This window comes from Niabella sp. CPT15-335-S11 (assembly GCF_058792415.1).
On the sequence record NZ_JBYTEI010000002.1, the window covers coordinates 295294 to 315692 of the forward strand.

Sequence of the window (20399 nt, forward strand, 5' to 3'; positions counted from 1 at the left end):
CCTGTCACCCTTATCTTTGCGCAAAATTGATTTTCGAATGTTCCGTACACATACCTGTGGCGAGCTGCGGCTCTCCGACGCTGATAAGATAGTTACCCTGGCCGGCTGGGTGCAAACCGTGCGAAAATTTGGCAGCATCACTTTTATTGATCTGCGAGACCGCTACGGAGTGACCCAGTTACTGTTCTCCGAGGAACTGAATGTACAATTGGATGCGAATCCGCTGGGACGCGAGTTTGTGCTTCAGGCCACCGGAAAGGTGAATGAACGCAGCAACAAAAACAAGCATATCCCCACGGGCGAAATCGAAATCGCGGTGGAAAAATTTTCGATCCTGAATAAAAGCATTACACCGCCCTTTACCATCCAGGATGATACCGACGGCGGCGATGACCTCCGGATGAAATACCGGTACCTCGACCTTCGCAGGAATGCCCTGAAAAAAAATATGGAACTCCGCTATGCCGTAAACCGGGCCACGCGGGATTACCTGCATCAGCAGGGATTCATGGATATTGAAACTCCTTTTCTGATCAAATCAACACCCGAAGGCGCCCGTGACTTTGTGGTGCCCAGCAGGATGAACGAAGGCGAGTTTTACGCATTGCCTCAAAGTCCCCAGACCTTTAAGCAGTTGCTGATGGTGAGCGGATACGACCGGTATTACCAGATCGTGAAATGCTTCCGTGACGAGGATCTGCGGGCAGACCGACAGCCCGAGTTCACACAAATCGACTGCGAAATGTCTTTCGTTGAACAGGAAGATATTTTAAATATGTTTGAAGGCTTGATTAAATATATTTTCAAAACCGTCAAAGGAATTGAATATACAGATCGCGTGGAGCGGATGAGTTGGGAAGAAGCCATGTGGACGTACGGAAACGACAAACCTGATATTCGGTTTGATATGAAGCTGCTGAACCTGAAATATCCGGATCATGTGTTCTCGGGGCGTGCAGGAAACAATCACCTGATCGATGGCGCCGGCTTCGGGGTTTTTAATGACGCGGAAACGGTTGTGGCTATTTCCGTCCCCGGTTGCGCTGGTTACAGCAGAAAGCAAACTGACGAACTGACTGAGTGGGTTAAGAGACCCCAGATTGGCATGAAGGGACTGGCATTCATCAAAGCCAATGCGGACGGCAGTTTCAAGAGCAGCATGGATAAATTCTATGGTGAAGATCGTCTGAAGGCTATAGCCGACGCAGCAGGTGCAAAGACAGGCGACCTGGTACTGATTCTCGCAGGCGCCGAAGAAAGAACCCGGAAGGCCATCAGCGAACTGCGCCTGGAAATGGGTCGCCGGCTGGAGCTGCGTAAAGACAATGAATTCCGGTTGCTTTGGGTGCTCGATTTTCCGTTATTTGAATATGATGAAGAAGGTAATCGCTGGGTGGCCAGACATCACCCCTTTACTGCTCCCAGACCAGAAGATACGGAAACAATGATCCGGAATAGTCCGGTCATCGAAAATGCAAATGAATATCTCCGCCATCCGTATGCTGGCATCCGGGCAAATGCCTATGATATGGTGCTGAACGGAAATGAGATTGGCGGCGGAAGCATCCGTATTTTTCAGAGAGAACTCCAACAGAAAATGTTCGAGGCACTGGGTATGGATGAACGGGAGCAGCAACATAAGTTTGGTTTCTTACTGGGCGCATTTGAATACGGTGCCCCACCTCATGGCGGGATCGCGTTTGGATTCGACCGGCTTTGTGCTATCCTGGGCGGGAGCGAGAGCATCCGGGATTTTATCGCTTTCCCAAAAAATAACAGCGGCCGCGACGTGATGCTGGATGCACCGTCGAGCATCGATGATAAGCAGCTCGACGAATTACATATTAAACTGGATCTTAAAGCTTGATCTCTGGGATCCGTTTTTAGGAACGCAAATTTTCCGCTGCCCAAATTGATCCCCGGTCAGTGACAATATTTTCGGAGACGTAAGAGTACCGCAGCACATCGAACTATGCAAACTGATTCGACATCTGAAATAGTCGTTCCCCTTCGCGCGCGGGAACCGGCGGATGTTGAACAAAGTAATTAAGAACATGTTTTTGTTGATAGATTTACAAAATATATGATCCCACTGGCAGAACGGATACGACCCAAGACCCTCGATGAATTGGCAGGCCAGGAACACCTGGTTGGGAAAGGTAGTATTCTTCGCAACAGCCTGGAACGCGGAAAGATCAGTTCCATGATTCTCTGGGGACCGCCCGGTACCGGAAAGACTACCCTGGCCGGGATCATCGCGGGTACTTTGTCCACCCCATTCTTCACGCTGAGCGCGGTGAATGCCGGCGTAAAAGATGTGCGGGAAGTCATCGAACAAGCCCGGCACACAAGGGGAGCGATTTTGTTTATTGATGAGATTCACCGGTTTAACAAGGGCCAGCAGGACGCTTTGCTCCATGCGGTGGAAAAAGGTATCATCATATTGATTGGCGCTACGACTGAAAACCCTTCGTTTGAAGTCAATAGCGCCCTGCTCAGCCGGTGCCAGGTGTATATGCTGAAACCGCTGGAACGTAAAGACCTGGAAAAACTGCTGGAGATTGCCATCACGAAAGACACAATCCTTTCGAAAGAAAACATTGAACTGAAGGAAACCGAAGCGCTGATCAATCTTTCGGGAGGCGATGCCCGAAAGCTGCTAAATTTACTAGAGATCGTTTGCGATACGCTGGCTGAGGAAGCGGGGGGCGCTTCAACAGAAAAAGAAAAAACACCCATTGTTATTACAAATAAAACGGTAATGGCCGTCGCACAAAAAAAGATCGCTTTATATGATAAAGGCGGAGAACAGCATTATGATATCATCTCCGCTTTCATAAAATCCATCCGCGGCAGTGACCCCAATGCAGCGGTGTACTGGCTTGCCCGCATGATTGAAGGCGGGGAAGATGTAAAATTTATTGCACGCAGGCTGGTCATCCTGGCCAGTGAAGACATCGGCAATGCCAACCCAAACGCATTACTGCTGGCCAATACCTGCTTCGATGCAGTCATAAAGATCGGCTACCCGGAGGCGAGGATTATTTTATCACAATGTGTCGCCTATCTGGCATCATCCCCTAAAAGTAATTCGGCTGTAATGGCGATCGCTGCTGCGAGTGCGGCCGTGTCAAGGTTTGGCGACCTGCCCGTTCCGCTGCACCTGCGTAACGCGCCTACCTCGCTGATGAAAAATCTGGATTACGGAAAGGGCTACCAGTATTCACACGACTATGACAGTAATTTCTCACCGCAGGAATACCTGCCCCGTGAAATTTCAGGTTCCAGGTTCTATGAGCCGGGCAGGAACGCCAGAGAAAATGAATTGCGTAATTACCTGAAGAAACTCTGGAAAGACAAATACAATTATTAGAAAATGTAACCCTCAGGTGATAATTATAAATATCTCCGGCGGCACATCACGCTACAAAACAAGCCGACAGATATAAAATATAACTAATCGGTGATTAAATTATTTTAAAGCATTGAAGGATCCAGATATTCATGATACCATCCATTGGGAATGCAAACCCTTTGAACAGCTTTCCGTTGGGGAGCTGTATGCCATCCTGCAGCTCCGCGCCCAGGTTTTTGTGGTGGAGCAGCAATGTGTATACCAGGATATGGACGGCAAGGATCCCGAGGGATATCACTTCATGGCCTGGAAAGGCGGGAAACTGGTTGCCGTTACCCGAATATTGCCGCCGGGGATCTCATATCCGGAACCATCCATTGGCAGGGTGGTCGTGCACCCGGACGAAAGGCGATCCGGACTCGGTACCAAACTGATGGAACGAAGCATCGCTGAATGTTACCGGCTGTTTGGCAAGCAACCCATCGGGATCGGCGCACAGCTTTACCTCAAAAAGTTTTATGAGTCGATGGGATTCGTTCAATGCAGTGAAATATACGATGAAGACGGCATCGACCACATCAAGATGATCCTGCCCCCTACCTAATTTGAGCGATATTTGGCAAATACTGGTCTCCCGGCGCAATAAACTCCAATAACGATTCTATCTTTAAAACTCAAAAATTTCCTTATATGAGTTTAACTGAGCGCGCTAAACAGATTATCCTTTCTCCTCAAAAAGAATGGGACATTATTGCACAGGAACCTGCAGACGTTTCCAAAATAATTATGGGTTATGTGGTACCATTGGCAGCCGTCGCAGCTATCGCCGCTTTTATCGGCTGGTCATTTATTGGTGCAGGCTTCGGGATGTTCAGGATGATGGGACTGAGCTGGGGAATCTATTACGGTGTCACCGTGTTTGTCAGTGCGATCGTCTCGGTCTACATCAGCGCTTTTATCATTGATGCGCTGGCATCTAATTTCGCTTCGGAAAAAAATATGGGTCGGTCCGTGCAATTGGTGGCCTATTCATTTACTCCCGTGTGGGTTGCCGGTATTTTATCTATCCTGCCGTTTCTGTCGATAATCGCCATGATCGCAGGTCTTTATGGTCTTTACCTATTGTACCTTGGGTTTCCCAAGCTGAAAAACACGCCTGCCGACAAACATGTTCCCTATTTCGTCGTTTCCTTAATTGTGACGGTGGTTGTCTACTGGGTGCTGTTCGCGATACTAGGATACATACTTATGTCGCTGATGGGTTTATCTAGTATGGCTACTATGAAAGAGCTATACCACAGGTAGACCCGAGTGAATACCTATACTGAAACAGACTATAATTCTTGTTTCAGGAATTGAGCTGTATAGCTTTCGCCACATTTAACCAGCTCTTCCGGCGTACCTTCAAAAATAATCCGGCCACCGCCGTCGCCGCCCTCTGGACCAAGATCGACAATATGATCGGCCATCTTGATCACGTCCATATTATGCTCAATGACCAGCACGGTATTGCCACGATCAACCAGTTTGTTCAATACAGCCAGCAAGTGTTTGATATCGTCAAAATGAAGGCCTGTCGTTGGTTCATCCAGGATATAAAAGGTTTTGCCGGTATCTTTTTTTGATAGTTCGGTGCTGAGTTTCACCCTTTGCGCTTCTCCCCCGCTGAGCGTCACGGCATTCTGTCCGAGCGTGATATAACCCAGTCCCACATCCTGAAGGGTCTTGATCTTCCGGTACAATGAAGGCACCGGCTGAAAAAATTCTACGGCCTCATCAACCGTCATGTTCAGGACATCTGATATTGACTTTCCCTTATACCGGATCTCTAGTGTTTCCCGGTTATATCGCTTGCCATTGCACTTTTCGCAAGGCACGTACACATCAGGTAAAAAATTCATGGCAATCACACGCATGCCGCCCCCCTCGCAAACTTCACAGCGGCCGGTTTTCACGTTGAAGGAAAACCTGCCGGCATTATAACCGCGAATCCTGGCCTCAGGAACCATGGCAAACAGCGACCTGATATCTGTAAAAAATCCACAATATGTCGCCGGATTGCTGCGGGGTGTCCGCCCGATCGGCGACTGATCAATCTCCACCACTTTATCTATGTGCTCCAATCCTTTCACAGATTTATAGGGCATCGGTTGCATCTTGGAATGGTATGCGTGCCGCGACAGGATCGGATAAAGTGTCTCGTTGATCAGCGTGGATTTCCCGCTCCCGCTTACGCCTGTTACGACGACAAATTCCCCCAGAGGTATCCGCACAGAAATATTCTGAAGGTTGTTCCCCGAAGCTCCTTTCAACTCCAGGTACTTCCCATTGCCTTTTCGTCTTTCCGCCGGCACCTCAATTTTGAGGTGCCCGTTCAGGTAACCGGAAGTGATCGTATCCAGTTTCATCAGGCTTTCCGGACTTCCCTGTGCTACAATCTTTCCCCCATGAATTCCCGCCTTTGGCCCGATATCCACCAGGTAATCCGCTGCGAGCATGATATCGCGGTCGTGTTCCACAACCAGTACACTATTGCCGATGTCGCGCAGGTTCTGCAGAGAATGGATGAGCCTGTGGTTATCGCGCTGATGCAAACCGATGGAAGGCTCGTCCAGAATATAAGTGATCCCCTGCAGTTGCGATCCGATTTGTGTGGCAAGTCTGATCCGTTGGGACTCTCCACCACTCAGTGTCCCGGTGGGCCGGTCCATCGAGAGATAGGTAAGACCCACATCCAGCAAAAACTGTAATCGTTCCCTGATTTCTTTAAGGATGTCCTTTGCAATCATGTTCTGTTTCGCGTTTAAACGAAGCTCGATGCCGTCCATCCAGGCGGCCAGGTTATCCAAGTTCATTCGGGTGAGCTCCGAGATGTTCCGTCCATCCACTCTAAACCAAAGGCTTTCTTTTTTAAGCCTTGCCCCTCCGCAAGTATCACAGGTTTGCAATTGCATGTACTGCTCCACCCAGGTTCTCAGCGCATCGGTACTTCCCGGAGATATAAACCATCGTTTCAGCATATTGACAATCCCCTCGTAGTTACCGGTGTAATAGAGTGGGATATTCTCATCGTTCATGTCCAGTAACTGGCTTTCACCAATTCCGTCATCACCGTAAAGCAGAAGATCGAGCTGTTTTCCCGGCAGTTCGCCGATTGGCCTATCGAGGCTTATCTTATGCTTTTTTGCAAAATCAACTACCTGCCTGAAGACACTGGCTTCCCTTTCCTCGCCCAACGCTGCAATTCCACCATGGCGGATAGATTTGGCGGGGTCGGGTATTACCGAATTCATATCGATGGAATACACATTTCCCAAACCCTTACAGGTTGGACAATACCCGTAGGGTGAGTTAAAAGAAAACGAATTGGGAGATGGCTCTTCGTAGCTGATGCCGGTATCTTCACACATCAGCATCTTACTATACTGGTGCGGCTTGTCGTCACCCTGCACCAGCAGGAACAATAAATCCTTCCCCAGCTTCAGAGCTTGCTGCACACTCTGACTTAGTCGCGACCGGAATTCGTCAGTGACCTGCAACCTGTCCACCACCAGCTCAATATCGTGGATCTTATAACGGTCTACCTGCATTTTTGCCGTTATATCTTTGATCTCTCCGTCCACCCGCACCTTTAAAAATCCTTTTTTCCTGATATCTTCAAACAACTCGCGGTAGTGTCCTTTTCTTCCTCGGACGATGGGGGCGAGCAGGCTGATCTTTGCCCCGGCGAAACGGTGAAGGATATTTTCAACGATCTCTTCCTCACTCCATTTCACCATTTTTTTTCCCGTATTGTAGGAAAAAGCCTCTCCAATCCTGGCATAGAGCAATCTCAGAAAATCGTATAGTTCGGTCACAGTACCTACCGTGGACCTGGGATTCTTATTCGTCGTTTTTTGCTCGATGGAGATTACGGGGGAAAGTCCGGTGATCTTATCCACTTCGGGGCGTTCCATATCGCCAATAAACTGGCGGGCGTAGGCGCCAAAGGTTTCCATATAACGCCGCTGGCCTTCAGCATAAATGGTATCAAAGGCTAAAGAGGACTTGCCGCTGCCACTGATTCCAGTGATCACTACCAGCTTGTTTTTTGGAATGGCAATATCGATATTCTGTAGATTATGAACCCTGGCTCCAAATACTTCAATTTCATCCTTGTGATTATCTCCCATCCGAACCTCTTTTTGCATGAATAATTTACAAATATACCGGCCAATGGTTCAACCCAGGCCAGGTAAAATTATAAGCAAAGTTTAAAAAATTACATTCCGAACCAAAATTGCTTATTTGGCACAATAATTTCTTTAACTACAGGAAATCCAGTTTATTCAATCTACAAACTCAAATTTTATGAAGAGAAATGTTTTTTTGGGCCTTTCCCTGGCTTTGTTAGTGGCTATCGGAGCCAACGCCCAGGTATCTACGACGCCCGAGGTTCCCAGAAATTACAAACCCGAGCCTAAAGCCCTCCTGCCCATGCCCGAACCGTTGACTGAAGAAATGGTTTTCCCCGTATTAGGTAAATATGAACTGACCAATAAGAACGGCGATGTGAGTGATATCACCGTTACAGGTGACATGGAAAATAAGGGTCTTGTATGGGTGAATGGGATGAAGCAGGGTAAATTTAAAGCTTATTTGAGAGAGTCACCCGCAACTTACAAAATCCCTTCTCAGGCAACGTTGAAAAATGATGATGATGAACCCAATTCCTCAATGGATGCATCTATCGAAAATAAAACAACCGCCAGAAAATCAGGGAAATCGATCAGCGGTGGTACGATGATCTTTGACAAGGATGCCAACAAGATGTACCTCAACCTCGGCAAAAAATACAATGAGACAGCACCGGCCAAGGCTTTTCCTGAAATGGAAGAATCAGCTATGGCCAGCCAAACGGATCAGAGCGCAGAGGCAACAACTCATGCAAAAAAGAAATCCGGCAAAAAACAGGTTCATAACGGTGTAACTTATATGGGAACTAAGACCAGCTCCCCCAACCCTACTCCGCTTGCACCAGAACCAGCTTCCGGACAATAAGTAAGATAAAAAAAATGTTAAAGCAGAAAGGTTGGCCCTCTAAGTGCCAACCTTTTTTTTGCGAACAGTATCTTGATTATGAATACAAAATAAACAAATCAGCCAGTTGATCTGCTTTTATGCAGTGTCAGATTTGGCATTTAATTTGATATTCCCGAAACTGAAAATTTTTTATCTAAAACTTTAAACATGAAAAGTCTAAAATTGATCGGGTTAGGATTCGCAATGGCGGGTCTGACCCTAGCAGGATGTAAAACGATGACCAAAAGCCAAAAAGGCGCTGTTATTGGTGCAGGAGGCGGCGCCGTAGTTGGCGGAGTGGTTGGTAAAGTTGCCGGAAACACGGCAATGGGTGCTGTGATAGGCGCGACCGTCGGCGGTGTAACCGGTGCTATCATCGGCAAAAAAATGGACAAACAAGCCGAAGAAATTAAGGATCAGGTAGCCGGCGCCAAAGTGGAGAGAGTGGGCGAAGGTATCGTGGTCGAGTTTAACAACGCCGTACTGTTTGGATTTGATCAGTCAACGCTGGGAACTCAAGCCCAGGGCACGCTGAACAACCTGATCACTGTATTGAATAAATACCCCGACACCAACCTTGAGATCCAGGGACATACCGACAGCAAAGGGACCGAACAGTACAACCAGGCGCTGTCTGAAAGAAGGGCCGGAGCCGTGTACAATTACCTTGCCAGCCACCATGTGCAGAGTTCCAGGCTAAAAGCTGTAGGTTTTGGTAAACTGTATCCTAAATATACGAATGCCACCGAAGAAGGCCGTGCACAGAACCGCCGGGTGGAATTCCTGATATCCGCAAATGAAAAAATGAAAGCGGATGCGGCAAAAGAAGCAGGAAACTAATACCTGCGCTTAATAATAGATGAAGGGTTATTTTGATAACCCGCCTAAACAGATTGAATATATAAAAAAAATAAGCATGATGTATAGAAAAGTATTGATGTTCGCTCTGATAGCGGCAACGACCAGCCTTGTCTCCACCAACCTCAAAGCACAGCAGGTTGAGGTGGGAGCACGGGCAGGATTGAATTTATCCAACATTTATGTAAAAGATGAAAATGGCCGGGTACGCAGTGGCAGCCAGGCACTCCCGGGTTTTAATGCCGGCCTGACTTTCGACATTCCCATTGCTGATGAATTCTACCTGCAGCCCGGCGCACTGATCACCACTAAAGGCGCAAAAATAAAGGGAGACACTTACCAATACCTTTATAATGACACCTATTATAACGGTGATTACACAAACTATAACGCCTACTATCTGGAAGTTCCCGTGAATTTCCTGTACAAACCCCAGGCTGGACCAGGTCGGATCCTGCTCGGCGCTGGCCCCTATTTCGCGTATGGTCTGGGTGGTAACTGGAAAGATGATTTCAATGGTAAGGTGACTACCGGCAAGCTGGAGTTTATCAATGACTGGAACCAGCGGACCGGTGGTTCCAACACTTTCACCTACGGCAAAAGATTTGATATGGGTGTAAACGTGCTGGGCGGTTATGAATTTCCCAGTCGTTTTTCCGTGCAGGTCAATGGTTCAATTGGTGCAGCCAATATCGAACCAAATGACAATGGCCGCAAGCCAACTGCAATATTCCGTAACAGAGGTGTAGGTATATCTGTCGGCTACAAGTTCTGATCGTAAGAAGAACATTTTAAAAATAGCTTTCCGTGTGGAAAGCTATTTTTTTGTCATCTATTTTTTTGGAAAACGATTTCGTTACCATTTGGACTAGCAGTTGAATAAATTTAAATATTGCGCAGATTCCTTTTAGAAAATAGTTGTGGAAATATGTTATATTTGAAGGTTGTAAATTTTTCATCCAAAGAAACCAAAGTATATGAGACCCAGGAAGATAACGCTGTCGGAAAATGAGATCCCCGAAAAATGGTACAATATCGCGGCAGATATGCCCAACAAACCTTTGCCTCCCCTGCATCCTGGTACCAGGGAGCCGATTGGCCCCGATGCACTTTCACACCTGTTTCCCCAGGAATTGATCAAGCAGGAAGTATCCACAGAAAAATGGATCACTATTCCTGATGAAGTCAGGAACATCTACAGTATGTGGAGGCCCACTCCAATGTACAGGGCCTACGAACTGGAAAAAGCGCTGGACACACCCGCAAAGATCTATTACAAATACGAGGGTGTTAGTCCGGCAGGCTCTCACAAACCCAATACGGCTATCCCCCAGGCCTATTACAATAAAAAAGAAGGTATTAAACGGATCACTACGGAGACCGGTGCAGGTCAGTGGGGATGCGCCCTGAGTCTTGCCTGTAATATTTTTGAATTGGAGTGTGAAGTGTACATGGTGAAAATCTCCTACAACCACAAGCCCTACCGGAAAATAATGATGAATACCTGGGGAGCAAATGTCATCGCGTCTCCCAGCAATAAAACTGAAGCCGGCAGAAAGATCCTGGCGCAGGACCCGCACAGTCCCGGAGCTCTTGGTATCGCTATTTCAGAAGCTATCGAAAGGGCTTCCCTGCGGGAAGACACCAACTATGCGCTGGGTAGCGTGCTGAATCACGTGTTGCTGCATCAAACGGTTATCGGGCTTGAATCCCTGATTCAGTTGGAAAAGGCTGGTGATCTCCCGGATGTTGTCATCGCACCATTTGGCGGTGGATCCAATTTTGCAGGTATCAGCTTTCCGTTCCTCCGGCTGAATTTTGAGGAAGGTAAAAAAATCCGATGTATTGCCAGCGAACCCACTTCCTGTCCTAAACTAACCAGAGGAGTTTTTCGTTATGATTTTGGCGATACGATCGGCATGACGCCCTTATTACCCATGTACACGCTGGGGCACAACTTTATACCCGAACCTATTCATGCAGGAGGACTGCGTTATCACGGTGCGGGAGCCCTGGTGAGTCAACTGAAGAAAGACAACCTGATCGAGGCATCCAGCCACGACAATGTTGAAGTGTTTGAGGCCGGCCTGATCTTCGCCAAATCGGAAGGCATTATTCCGGCACCGGAAGCCACGCATGGTATCGCCACGGTGATCAAAGAAGCTGAACGCTGCAAAAGGGAAGGACGTTCAGAGACTATATTGTTCAACCTTTGCGGACACGGAAATTTTGATATGAAAGCCTACCAGGATTATTTTGAAGGAAAGATCGTGCGACATGAACTCACAGACGAAGAGATTCAAAGCTCCCTGAGTGAACTCAGTACGCCGTTGATCCCCTAAGGGGTCCGGAACTGGATTTGGCAGCGGACTATAGTATAAATTAACCTTATATGAAATTAGACATATTAGCCATTGGTGTTCATCCGGATGACGTAGAGCTGGGGTGCGCCGGTACGCTCCTGAATGAAATACGAAAGGGTAAGACCGTCGGCATAGTTGACCTGACACAAGGCGAATTAGGTACGCGAGGTACGATAGAGACCAGATACGAGGAAGCGGCTCGCGCAGCAGAAATATTGGGTATTAAAGTGCGTGAAAACCTGAAAATGAGAGATGGCTTTTTTCGGAACGATGAAACCCATCAGCTTCAGCTTATCCGGGCTATCCGTAAATACCAGCCCGATATCGTGATCGGTAATATCCTGGAGGACCGCCACCCGGATCATGGCAGGGCCGGCAAGCTGATTAATGATGCCTGCTTTTTATCCGGATTGGCTAAAATTGCCACAGAAGATGAAGACGGGCGCCCACAGGAAAGATGGCGGCCTAGCTATTTTTTCCAGTATATCCAGGATTGGTATCACGAACCAGATGTGCTGGTGGATATCAGCGATGTGATGGAGATCAAAATGAAATCCGTTCAAGCCTATTCCACTCAATTCCATCATAACGGTCCTGAAGACCAGGAACCCATCACCTATATTTCCAATCCGGACTTCCTCGAAAGCTTGTATGCACGCGCCCGGATGTTTGGGAAGCGGATCGGCGTAAAATATGCCGAAGGATTCCTCAGCGATAAACAAATCGGGCTAAATAACCTGACGGATATTATCCTGATCGAAACCTGATCCTGTTCATTGCTACTCGTCCAGTATCGAGCGGGTAAAGACATGGTACTCACCCGGCGCCAGGGTTGCTGCGTAACCAGGGCTTGCGAGTGTAGTCGCTGCATTTCCATTTATTAAATCATACCAGGTTCCCGAAGTGCCGAAGTTGACATTGGCCGCTTGGGGGTTGACATCGAAGTTGCCGACCACTACGACTGTATTGGAACCATCGGTCAGCTTAATAAATTTTACGGCTCCCGAAAAATCATAAGTAATCGTGGAAGTATTGAAAATACCATTCTTCCTGCGAAGGTTGATGAAGCGCGTGAAAGTGTTTTTAAGCGCCAGTCGGTTCGGCTGGGTATTATAAGACCATAACACAGGCTTTGCTCCTGTACGGGTATTTTGGTTAATGGAAATATCGTATCCCAGTTCACCAAATTGCCAGATCATTTTGGGTCCGGGCATCGCGAATAAGAATGCGGCAGCCATTTCCTGCCTCTTCAATGCGGTGTTCAGTTCTTTAACATTATAAGTTCCCGATACGTTTCCGTAAGTGATATTCTTAAACATCATTCTTTCCTCATCGTGGCTTTCCATATACGTTACCAGTCCGTCTGACTGCGGAAAACCATGACTGGAATAGATCCCTCTGAAAAAATTGGAGTTTGTCAGCCATCCCATCGAGGCTTCATTCATGGTCGCATTCAGATTATTCCACATCATCATGCCTTCTGCTGCCAGTACCTTCTCCTCGGTATCAACCGCAAAATGTTCCAGGATCACGTAAAAATTATTGGGATCGACGCTTTTGATAAAATTATTATAATCCTTCCAAATGGCTATCCTCCCTGCATCGTAGCCCGACCAGGCGGCAACGGATGCGTCTGAGTTGCCGTAATTTGTTTGGGTGAATCCCTTAGACAGATCAAACCGGAATCCGTCCACCCGATATTCCTGCATCCAGAATTTCAGCACATTTTTCACAAAGGCCTTGGTTGCCGGGCTCTCGTGGTTGAAATCATATCCTACATTATAGGGATGGGTGGGGACGGCGTTAAACCAGGGGCTGTTCAGCGCAGGCCTTTGAAGTGCCTGATCAAAATATAACTGCACCATCGGCGACTCCCCGAACGAATGATTCAGTACCATATCCATGATCACTGCGATTCCTTTGGAGTGGCATTCGTCGATAAAGGCTTGTAATCCGGTCTTTGTCCCGTAATACTTATCAGGTGCAAAATAGAAAATTGGGTTATATCCCCAGCTTGAATTTCCCTCAAACTCAGTAACAGGAAGCAGTTCAACAGCGTTTACGCCCAGTCGGCTCAGGTATCCGACTGTATCCTTCAGCGTTGTGTAATTATTGGCATCCATGAAGTCACGAAGCAGTAGTTCATAGATGACCAGGTCTTGTTTGGCTGGCCTGACAAAAGCTGGATTCTTCCAGCTATACAGTGGCCGGTTTGCCTTCATTGTACTGACGATGCCCGTTGTTTTACCAGTAGGATACTCGCTTATCTCCGTCGTTATGTTCGGATCGTTTGCAACGGGAATAGTCTTGTCGTAGTCCGGATCCAGGATCTTTTCGCAGTAAGGATCTGCAATTTTAAGTGTTCCATCCACAAGGTACTGGTATGCATATTCATGGTTGGGGTCGAGGTTATCGATCTGTACCCACCAGATATTTCCATCAGGTGTACGCTTCATGAATGAGGCGGCATTCGGTGCCCAGGCGTTAAAATCCCCGATAACATTCACGAAAGATTTTCCGGGCGCAAACAGTGCAAAGACTGCGGAAGTCCCGCTGTTCAGAAAGGTGACGCCCTGTTTCGCTCCTGCCGGCAGATCTGCAATCTGCACGTCTCCGCCTGCGACAAAATTGAATCCTGCCTCTGCCCCGCTGCCACTTACTTTGATATTTTGTTGTCCGGCCATCGTGATTTTTACTTTTCCTGTTATGTTGGTGGCATTGGAAGCCGTAGCGAAATTAACGCCGTTCAGCGAGAGTGAGAGGGAGGCGGCCTGAGAAGATACGGCGGAGACGGAGATCTCCTGCCCTACCATGGTCAGGTTGATTACGGGTTTAGGTATGAAGGTTGGCTCCATCTCCGGATCCGAAAAGCGTAGGTTCGTCTGGCCGCTTGGGTATAACGGCAGAAAAATATCGCTACCGTCTTTGTTGCGGGCCACTGCATTTCCGTCCAGGCTCCGAAACAGCAAGGCTATTTTTTGGATGGTCTCGCCGCTGGGAACATTGAAGTAGCTGCGGGGGTTTAGTTCGATTGTGTACAAACCACTCGGCTGCCTGGTCATTCTGGCAGCGGACGGCGGAGTGCTATTCCAGTCATATTTCAAGTATTTCCAGCCGGAAGGTGAGCCTGTCGGTCCGGTTATGACGCCTGCGTATAAGAACACATCTCCCGAATACCCATTCAGTGCTGTATTTCCCTTGGACGGATCAAAGCTCAGTGTAATATTTTCGTCTGACGAAGGGAAATTTTTGCTGGCGCTGACCAGTCCCGGAATAGCGTTCTCGCCTGGTGGCGGCGGCGGCGGCGGTGGTGTGGGCGTATCATTTTTCTTACATCCCAGGAAAACGGCCGCGAGAAAAAATAGCAGCAAAAAATGCTTCATAATGTGTACTTAGTACACAAAGCTAACAAAAAATATAAATTCCAAATTTTTTTCATTTTCGTCCAGTTTGAGGGTTTCCGGAAAATTTTTAATTTTATGGGGGTTAAAAAAAAGAAACATGACTTCTATCCTGACCTCAATGCTGTTGTTAGCAGGTTTACTGACAAGTTTTACCAGCCCGGTGATCGCGCAACCGGTGCCTGATGCGATAACCGGTGAATGGTTAAATGCTAACCAGGACCGCCGGATTCAATTCCTAAAAGCTAAGGAGGGCACCTATTATGCGCGGATATCCTGGCTAAAAAGCGCCAGGGACCCAGAGTACAAAGCCGGCCAGATCGTCATTAAAGACCTGGTATTCAAAGACGGAGTATACAAAGACGGCAAGGCTTTTTCACCGGAGAACGGTGGCTGGGTGAACTGTTCTGCGAAATTGAAAGATCATCAGACACTGGCCGTAACCGGTCACAAATATTTCCTCAGCAAAACCAGGGTTTATACGAGGTTTAAATGACCCAAAGGCTGAGGCTTGCCTCCCCGCCCGAACGTACCGTTCGGTACGGGCGGGTAATATCGAGCGTCTAAAAAAAAAGGGTGACTATTGCAGCCACCCATATTCCTTTTAATCAAAATTAATCACTTCCGTTTACCGGCTTTCTTTGTAGCTTTCTTAGCTGCCTTCGGCGCTGCCTTTTTGACCACTTTCGGCGCTGCTTTTCCGGCTACTTTCACAGCAGGTTTTTTGGCTGCCTTCTTCGCGGGTTTCCTTCCGGCTTTTGCTACAGGTTTTGCGCCAGCTTTTTCGTTTTGAGCCTCTTCAATCGCTGCGTGCGCTGCGGCCAGACGTGCAATGGGTACACGGAAAGGTGAACAGCTTACATAGTTCATGCCCATCCGGTGGCAGAATTTCACACTTTCGGGATCTCCTCCGTGCTCACCGCAAATACCCACTTTCAGGTCGCTCTTGGTCTGACGGCCTCTTTCCACACCATACTGAATCAACTGACCGATACCTTCCTGGTCTATTGTCTGGAACGGATCGTCCTTCAGTATTTTTCCTTCCAGGTAATCCGGGAGGAAACTACCTATATCATCGCGACTGAAACCGAAGCCCATCTGGGTCAGGTCATTGGTACCAAAGCTGAAGAAATCAGCCGTTTGTGCCATTTTATTTGCCAGCAATGCAGCGCGGGGTATTTCAATCATCGTACCGTACAGATGCGGGATGCTTCTTACTTTCATTTTCTTGCAAACCTCAGCATATACCCTATCCAAAATTGCCTTTTGATGGTCTAATTCCTCAACCGTACAGGTCACGGGAATCATGATCTCAGGAAGTGCCTTCACTTTCTCTTTGTTCAGTTCGGCAGCAGACTCCAGGATTGCCCTGATCTGCATTTCCGTGATCTCCGGATAAGTAATGCCCAGGCGCACTCCACGATGACCCAGCATCGGATTATTTTCATGTAATCCGTCGATGCGTTTCTTCAGTGTTTCCATATCCACTTTAAGCGCTTTGGCTAACTCTTCCAGTTTGTGTGCATCATGCGGAACAAATTCATGCAACGGCGGATCGAGCAGGCGGATAGTTACCGGCTTCCCTTTCATCACAGCCATCGTTGCCTTCATATCCTTCTTAACATATCCGAACAGTTCATCGAGCGCTACTCTCCTCTCGGCTTCCGTACTGCTCATGATCATCTTACGCAGCAGGAACAACGGACGGTCAGCACCTTCACCATAGAACATATGCTCCGTGCGGAAAAGGCCAATACCTTCGGCACCGAAACCGATTGCCTGTGCGGCATCCTTGGGTGTGTCGGCATTTGTGCGAACGCCCATGGTTCTGGTTTTGTCCACCAGTTTCATCAGTTCGGTGTAAGCCTTATTCTTGCCCAGATCGGCGTCAGTCAATGCGAGTTGTCCTTCGTACACCAGTCCTTTCGTCCCGTTCAGGCTGATCCAGTCGCCCTCACTTACCTTATGCCCACCCTTTGTAGTGAAGCTTTTAGTGCTGCCACTGATTTCGATATCGCTGCATCCTACGATACAACATTTACCCCAACCGCGGGCAACCAGCGCAGCGTGAGAGGTCATGCCCCCTTTTGAAGTCAGAATAGCCTGTGCCTTGTGCATGCCATCCACATCTTCGGGAGAAGTTTCTTCACGTACCAGGATCACCTTCTCTCCTTTCGCGGCCCATGCTACAGCATCTTCAGAAGAAAATACGACACGTCCGATAGCACCGCCTGGTCCTGCAGGCAAACCTTTTGCAATCGGTTTGCTGGCAGCTTCGGCCTTGGGATCAATCATCGGCAAAAGCAATTCCACCAACTGATTAGGATTTACCCTTTGGATCGCGGTTTGCGCATCAATCAGTTTTTCCTTGTACATATCGGCGGCCATACGCACCGCAGCCGCACCATTACGTTTACCCACGCGGCATTGCAACATGAACAGTTTACCTTTTTCCACGGTAAACTCAATATCCTGCATGTCGTGATAGTGTTTCTCCAGTCTCTTTTGAATACCAAACAACTCCTTGTAAACTTTAGGCTCCAGCTTTTCAAGGGTGATCAGATCTTTGCTATGATCGTTCTTTGAATAATCATTGATTGGCGACGGGGTCCGGATACCGGCTACCACATCTTCACCCTGGGCATTAACCAGGTACTCGCCATAAAAATGATTTTCACCATTTCCCGGGTTTCTGGTGAAGGCCACACCGGTGCAACTGTCGTCTCCCATGTTTCCGAATACCATGGCCTGCACGTTTACAGCAGTACCCCACTCATCGGGAATTTTTTCAATGCGACGATATTCCACAGCGCGCTTACCATTCCAACTGGCAAATACAGCGCCTACACCACCCATAAGCTGTCCCCAGGGATCTTCAGGGAATTCCTGTTTCAGGTGTTTTCTGATTAGCTCCTTGAATTCCTTGACCAGCCCTTTCAGGTCCTCAACCGTCAGGTCTGTATCTACGGTATACCCTTTCTTTTGTTTTACAGATTCCAGGACTTCATCCATGATCTTACGGATGCCAATTCCTTTCGCAGGCTCCAGTCCACCTGCTTTTTCCATTACCACATCGGCGTACATCATGACGAGCCTGCGGTACGCATCATAGGCAAAACGCTCATCACCGGTAACCTTAATCAATCCACCAATCGTTTTTTCGGTAAGACCAACATTCAGCACGGTATCCATCATCCCCGGCATAGAACGGCGCGCGCCGGAACGTACCGACAGCAGCAGCGGATTCTTCAGGTCTCCGAATTTCTTGCCCATGATCTTTTCAACACCTCCAAGAGCCCGCTGAATTTGTTTGTCCAGTGCCACGGGATATTTTCTCCCATTGTCATAATAATAAGTACAAACATCAGTCGTAATGGTGAATCCGGGCGGTACCGGTAATTTTAATTGCGGGTGACCGGCCATTTCCGCGAGATTGGCGCCCTTGCCACCAAGGAGGTTTTTCATGGATTCATTTCCATCGGCCTTGCCTCCTCCAAATGAGTAAACATACTTTTTGTCTTTAGCTTTCGTTGCCATTTTAATTTAATTTTGAACGTTGCAAATTTACTTAATGATTTTATTATATAAGTCGTACGTGGAATGATATAAATCAGTTTTTCACCTGAATAAGACCGCTAACCACAAAACGCTCAAATGTAGCCAATATTTCATGATGTTCAGATTATTGTCTCCACATTGAATTCAAAAACCTAGCTTCGGAAGCGTTCTAAACACTACATCAGGCAGGAAAGGACTGGCATCACCATGGTTTTTGATGATGTCTCGCACAATCGTGGAGGCCACTGAAGTGTACTTGGGCTCGCCGGTCAGGAAAATAGTTTCAATACTCCTGTCCATCGTTCGATTGGCATCCGCAATAGTCTTTTCATATTCGAAATCGCTGACGTATCGAATACCCCGCAGAATAAATTTGGCGCCGATCTCCCGGCAGAAATCGATGGTCAGACCCTCATAGATGGCGCCTTCCACCACATCATGATCCTTATAGATTGTATTGATCCAGTCCAGACGCTGCTCGGCGGTGAACATGGGGGCTTTCGTAGTGTTGATACCAATACCCACAATTATTTTGTCAAAGAGGGGTATAGCCCGGTTTATAATATCTTCATGCCCCAGGGTGATCGGATCAAAAGTCCCGGGAAACAGACAAATTCTCGGCATGTGCAAAATGAGTTTATAAATTCAAATTTATTTCGGGTCCAATGGTCGCTCGCCCGGTGCGGAACCTGTTCCATTTCCTGCTTTGCAACCTCACTGATTTTTATTCGACAATAAATATAAGACCGCCATCCTAACGGCCACACCATTTTCAACCTGCTGCAGGATGATCGACTGCCCGCTGTCCGCAACATCACTGTCAAGCTCAACACCCCGGTTTATCGGTCCGGGGTGCATGATCACAATATCTTTCTTCAGGCTTTCCAGCAACTTACGGGAGATGCCGTAAGACAAATTGTATTCCCTGAGTGAAGAAAACAGTACCTGGTTCTGCCTTTCGAGCTGAATCCGGAGCACGTTGGCAACATCACACCACTCCAGCGTTTCGCGGAGGTTATAGCTGACATTGACCCCAAATGCCTCGTGGATGTATTTGGGAATTAACGTGGGGGGACCGCAAACAGTGACCTCAGCTCCCATCTTATTGAGCAGGTAAATATTACTGAGGGCCACCCGGCTGTGCAAAATATCCCCGATAATAGCGACCCGGATACCGTCGAGCTTTCCCTTTCTTTCCCGGATTGAAAAAGCATCCAGCAACGCCTGGGTGGGATGTTCATTCACGCCATCGCCCGCGTTGACAATTGCGGCAGATATATGTTTAGCCAGAAAATGAGGCGCCCCCGATGCGCTGTGCCTCATCACGACCATATCCACTTTCATGGACAGGATATTGTTGACCGTATCCAGCAGGGTCTCCCCTTTTGACACCGAAGATCCCGAAGCTGTAAAATTAATGGTGTCCGCTGACAGTCTCTTCTCAGCCAGTTCGAATGAAATGCGTGTACGGGTTGAATTTTCGAAAAACAGATTTACGATGGTAACATCACGAAGCGACGGAACCTTCTTAACCGGCCTCTGTAAAACCTCCTTGAACTGAGTGGCTGTATCTAGAAATAGGAAGATATCCTCTTTCGTGAGGTCTTTGATACCGAGCAAATTTCTGGTGGAAAGCTTCATTAAAAATCAAAGGTAAATAAAGTTCATCAGAAAATCCAGAATTGTAAAAGGGTGTTATTAATATTCCTGCGCCAAACCTCCGCCTTATTTCCCGCTTTTCTCCTTCTTTATGTTTTTCCATAAAGGTCCCGAATTAAAAAATGTATTGCCTCTCTTCAAATC

Annotated in this window: 15 protein-coding genes; 10 read left to right on the forward strand and 5 right to left on the reverse strand. The window is 47.7% G+C overall.

What is annotated here, in order from left to right:
* The first annotated feature begins 37 nt into the window (after window positions 1-37).
* The 4 genes from aspS (at window position 38) to AC3WS5_RS07835 (ending at window position 4660) form a co-directional block, all read left to right on the forward strand.
* On the forward strand, window positions 38-1867 hold the full coding sequence (aspS, locus tag AC3WS5_RS07820; RefSeq protein ID WP_492466736.1) for an aspartate--tRNA ligase: 1830 nt from the start codon (window positions 38-40) through the stop codon (window positions 1865-1867).
* 216 nt (window positions 1868-2083) lie between these two features.
* Window positions 2084-3373, forward strand: coding sequence for a replication-associated recombination protein A (locus AC3WS5_RS07825; RefSeq protein ID WP_492466737.1), 1290 nt, complete (start codon window positions 2084-2086; stop codon window positions 3371-3373).
* 112 nt (window positions 3374-3485) lie between these two features.
* Window positions 3486-3959 carry a GNAT family N-acetyltransferase gene (locus AC3WS5_RS07830; RefSeq protein ID WP_492466738.1) on the forward strand — a complete coding sequence of 158 codons (474 nt, stop codon included), beginning with the start codon at window positions 3486-3488 and terminating at the stop codon, window positions 3957-3959.
* Between the two features lie 86 nt (window positions 3960-4045).
* The gene (locus AC3WS5_RS07835) at window positions 4046-4660 is read left to right on the forward strand and encodes a Yip1 family protein (protein ID WP_492466739.1); all 615 of its coding nucleotides are present in this window, start codon (window positions 4046-4048) and stop codon (window positions 4658-4660) included.
* A 29-nt stretch (window positions 4661-4689) separates the two neighbouring features.
* On the opposite strand, the gene uvrA is transcribed toward AC3WS5_RS07835, so the two are convergent.
* Window positions 4690-7545 (reverse strand): excinuclease ABC subunit UvrA, encoded by a 2856-nt coding sequence (gene uvrA / locus AC3WS5_RS07840; RefSeq protein WP_492466740.1) that lies wholly within the window; start codon window positions 7543-7545, stop codon window positions 4690-4692.
* 160 nt (window positions 7546-7705) lie between these two features.
* Between uvrA and AC3WS5_RS07845 the strand changes: the two genes are divergently transcribed.
* The 5 genes from AC3WS5_RS07845 to bshB1 all read left to right on the forward strand — a co-directional run bounded on the left by AC3WS5_RS07845 (window position 7706) and on the right by bshB1 (window position 12404).
* Window positions 7706-8395, forward strand: a complete 690-nt coding sequence (locus AC3WS5_RS07845; protein WP_492466741.1) for a hypothetical protein — start codon at window positions 7706-7708, stop codon at window positions 8393-8395.
* A gap of 189 nt (window positions 8396-8584) precedes the next feature.
* A complete protein-coding gene (locus tag AC3WS5_RS07850; protein WP_492466742.1) occupies window positions 8585-9256 on the forward strand; it encodes a YiaD family glycine zipper/OmpA-like lipoprotein in 672 nt (223 codons plus the stop codon).
* Window positions 9257-9332: 76 nt separating this feature from the next.
* Entirely contained in the window at window positions 9333-10049 is a 717-nt protein-coding gene (locus AC3WS5_RS07855) for a porin family protein (protein WP_492466743.1), read from the forward strand.
* A 202-nt stretch (window positions 10050-10251) separates the two neighbouring features.
* Window positions 10252-11616, forward strand: a complete 1365-nt coding sequence (locus tag AC3WS5_RS07860; RefSeq protein WP_492466744.1) for a TrpB-like pyridoxal phosphate-dependent enzyme — start codon at window positions 10252-10254, stop codon at window positions 11614-11616.
* Between the two features lie 50 nt (window positions 11617-11666).
* Window positions 11667-12404: a bacillithiol biosynthesis deacetylase BshB1 gene (bshB1, locus tag AC3WS5_RS07865; protein ID WP_492466745.1), complete on the forward strand. Its 738-nt coding sequence runs from the start codon at window positions 11667-11669 to the stop codon at window positions 12402-12404.
* 12 nt (window positions 12405-12416) lie between these two features.
* Here the strand turns inward: bshB1 and AC3WS5_RS07870 are convergent, their stop codons facing one another.
* Window positions 12417-15020: an alpha-amylase family glycosyl hydrolase gene (locus tag AC3WS5_RS07870; RefSeq protein ID WP_492466746.1), complete on the reverse strand. Its 2604-nt coding sequence runs from the start codon at window positions 15018-15020 to the stop codon at window positions 12417-12419.
* A gap of 118 nt (window positions 15021-15138) precedes the next feature.
* Here AC3WS5_RS07870 and AC3WS5_RS07875 point away from each other — a divergent pair, with 118 nt between their 5' ends.
* The gene (locus AC3WS5_RS07875) at window positions 15139-15534 is read left to right on the forward strand and encodes a DUF2147 domain-containing protein (RefSeq protein WP_492466747.1); all 396 of its coding nucleotides are present in this window, start codon (window positions 15139-15141) and stop codon (window positions 15532-15534) included.
* A 122-nt stretch (window positions 15535-15656) separates the two neighbouring features.
* Here AC3WS5_RS07875 and ppdK read toward each other — a convergent pair whose 3' ends face one another.
* From ppdK to AC3WS5_RS07890, 3 genes are all read right to left on the reverse strand, one after another.
* The gene (gene ppdK, locus AC3WS5_RS07880; RefSeq protein ID WP_492466748.1) at window positions 15657-18575 is read right to left on the reverse strand and encodes a pyruvate, phosphate dikinase; all 2919 of its coding nucleotides are present in this window, start codon (window positions 18573-18575) and stop codon (window positions 15657-15659) included.
* Between the two features lie 165 nt (window positions 18576-18740).
* Window positions 18741-19220, reverse strand: coding sequence for a pantetheine-phosphate adenylyltransferase (gene coaD, locus AC3WS5_RS07885; protein ID WP_492466749.1), 480 nt, complete (start codon window positions 19218-19220; stop codon window positions 18741-18743).
* 90 nt (window positions 19221-19310) lie between these two features.
* On the reverse strand, window positions 19311-20237 hold the full coding sequence (locus tag AC3WS5_RS07890) for an aspartate carbamoyltransferase catalytic subunit (protein WP_492466750.1): 927 nt from the start codon (window positions 20235-20237) through the stop codon (window positions 19311-19313).
* Window positions 20238-20399 lie beyond the last annotated feature (162 nt).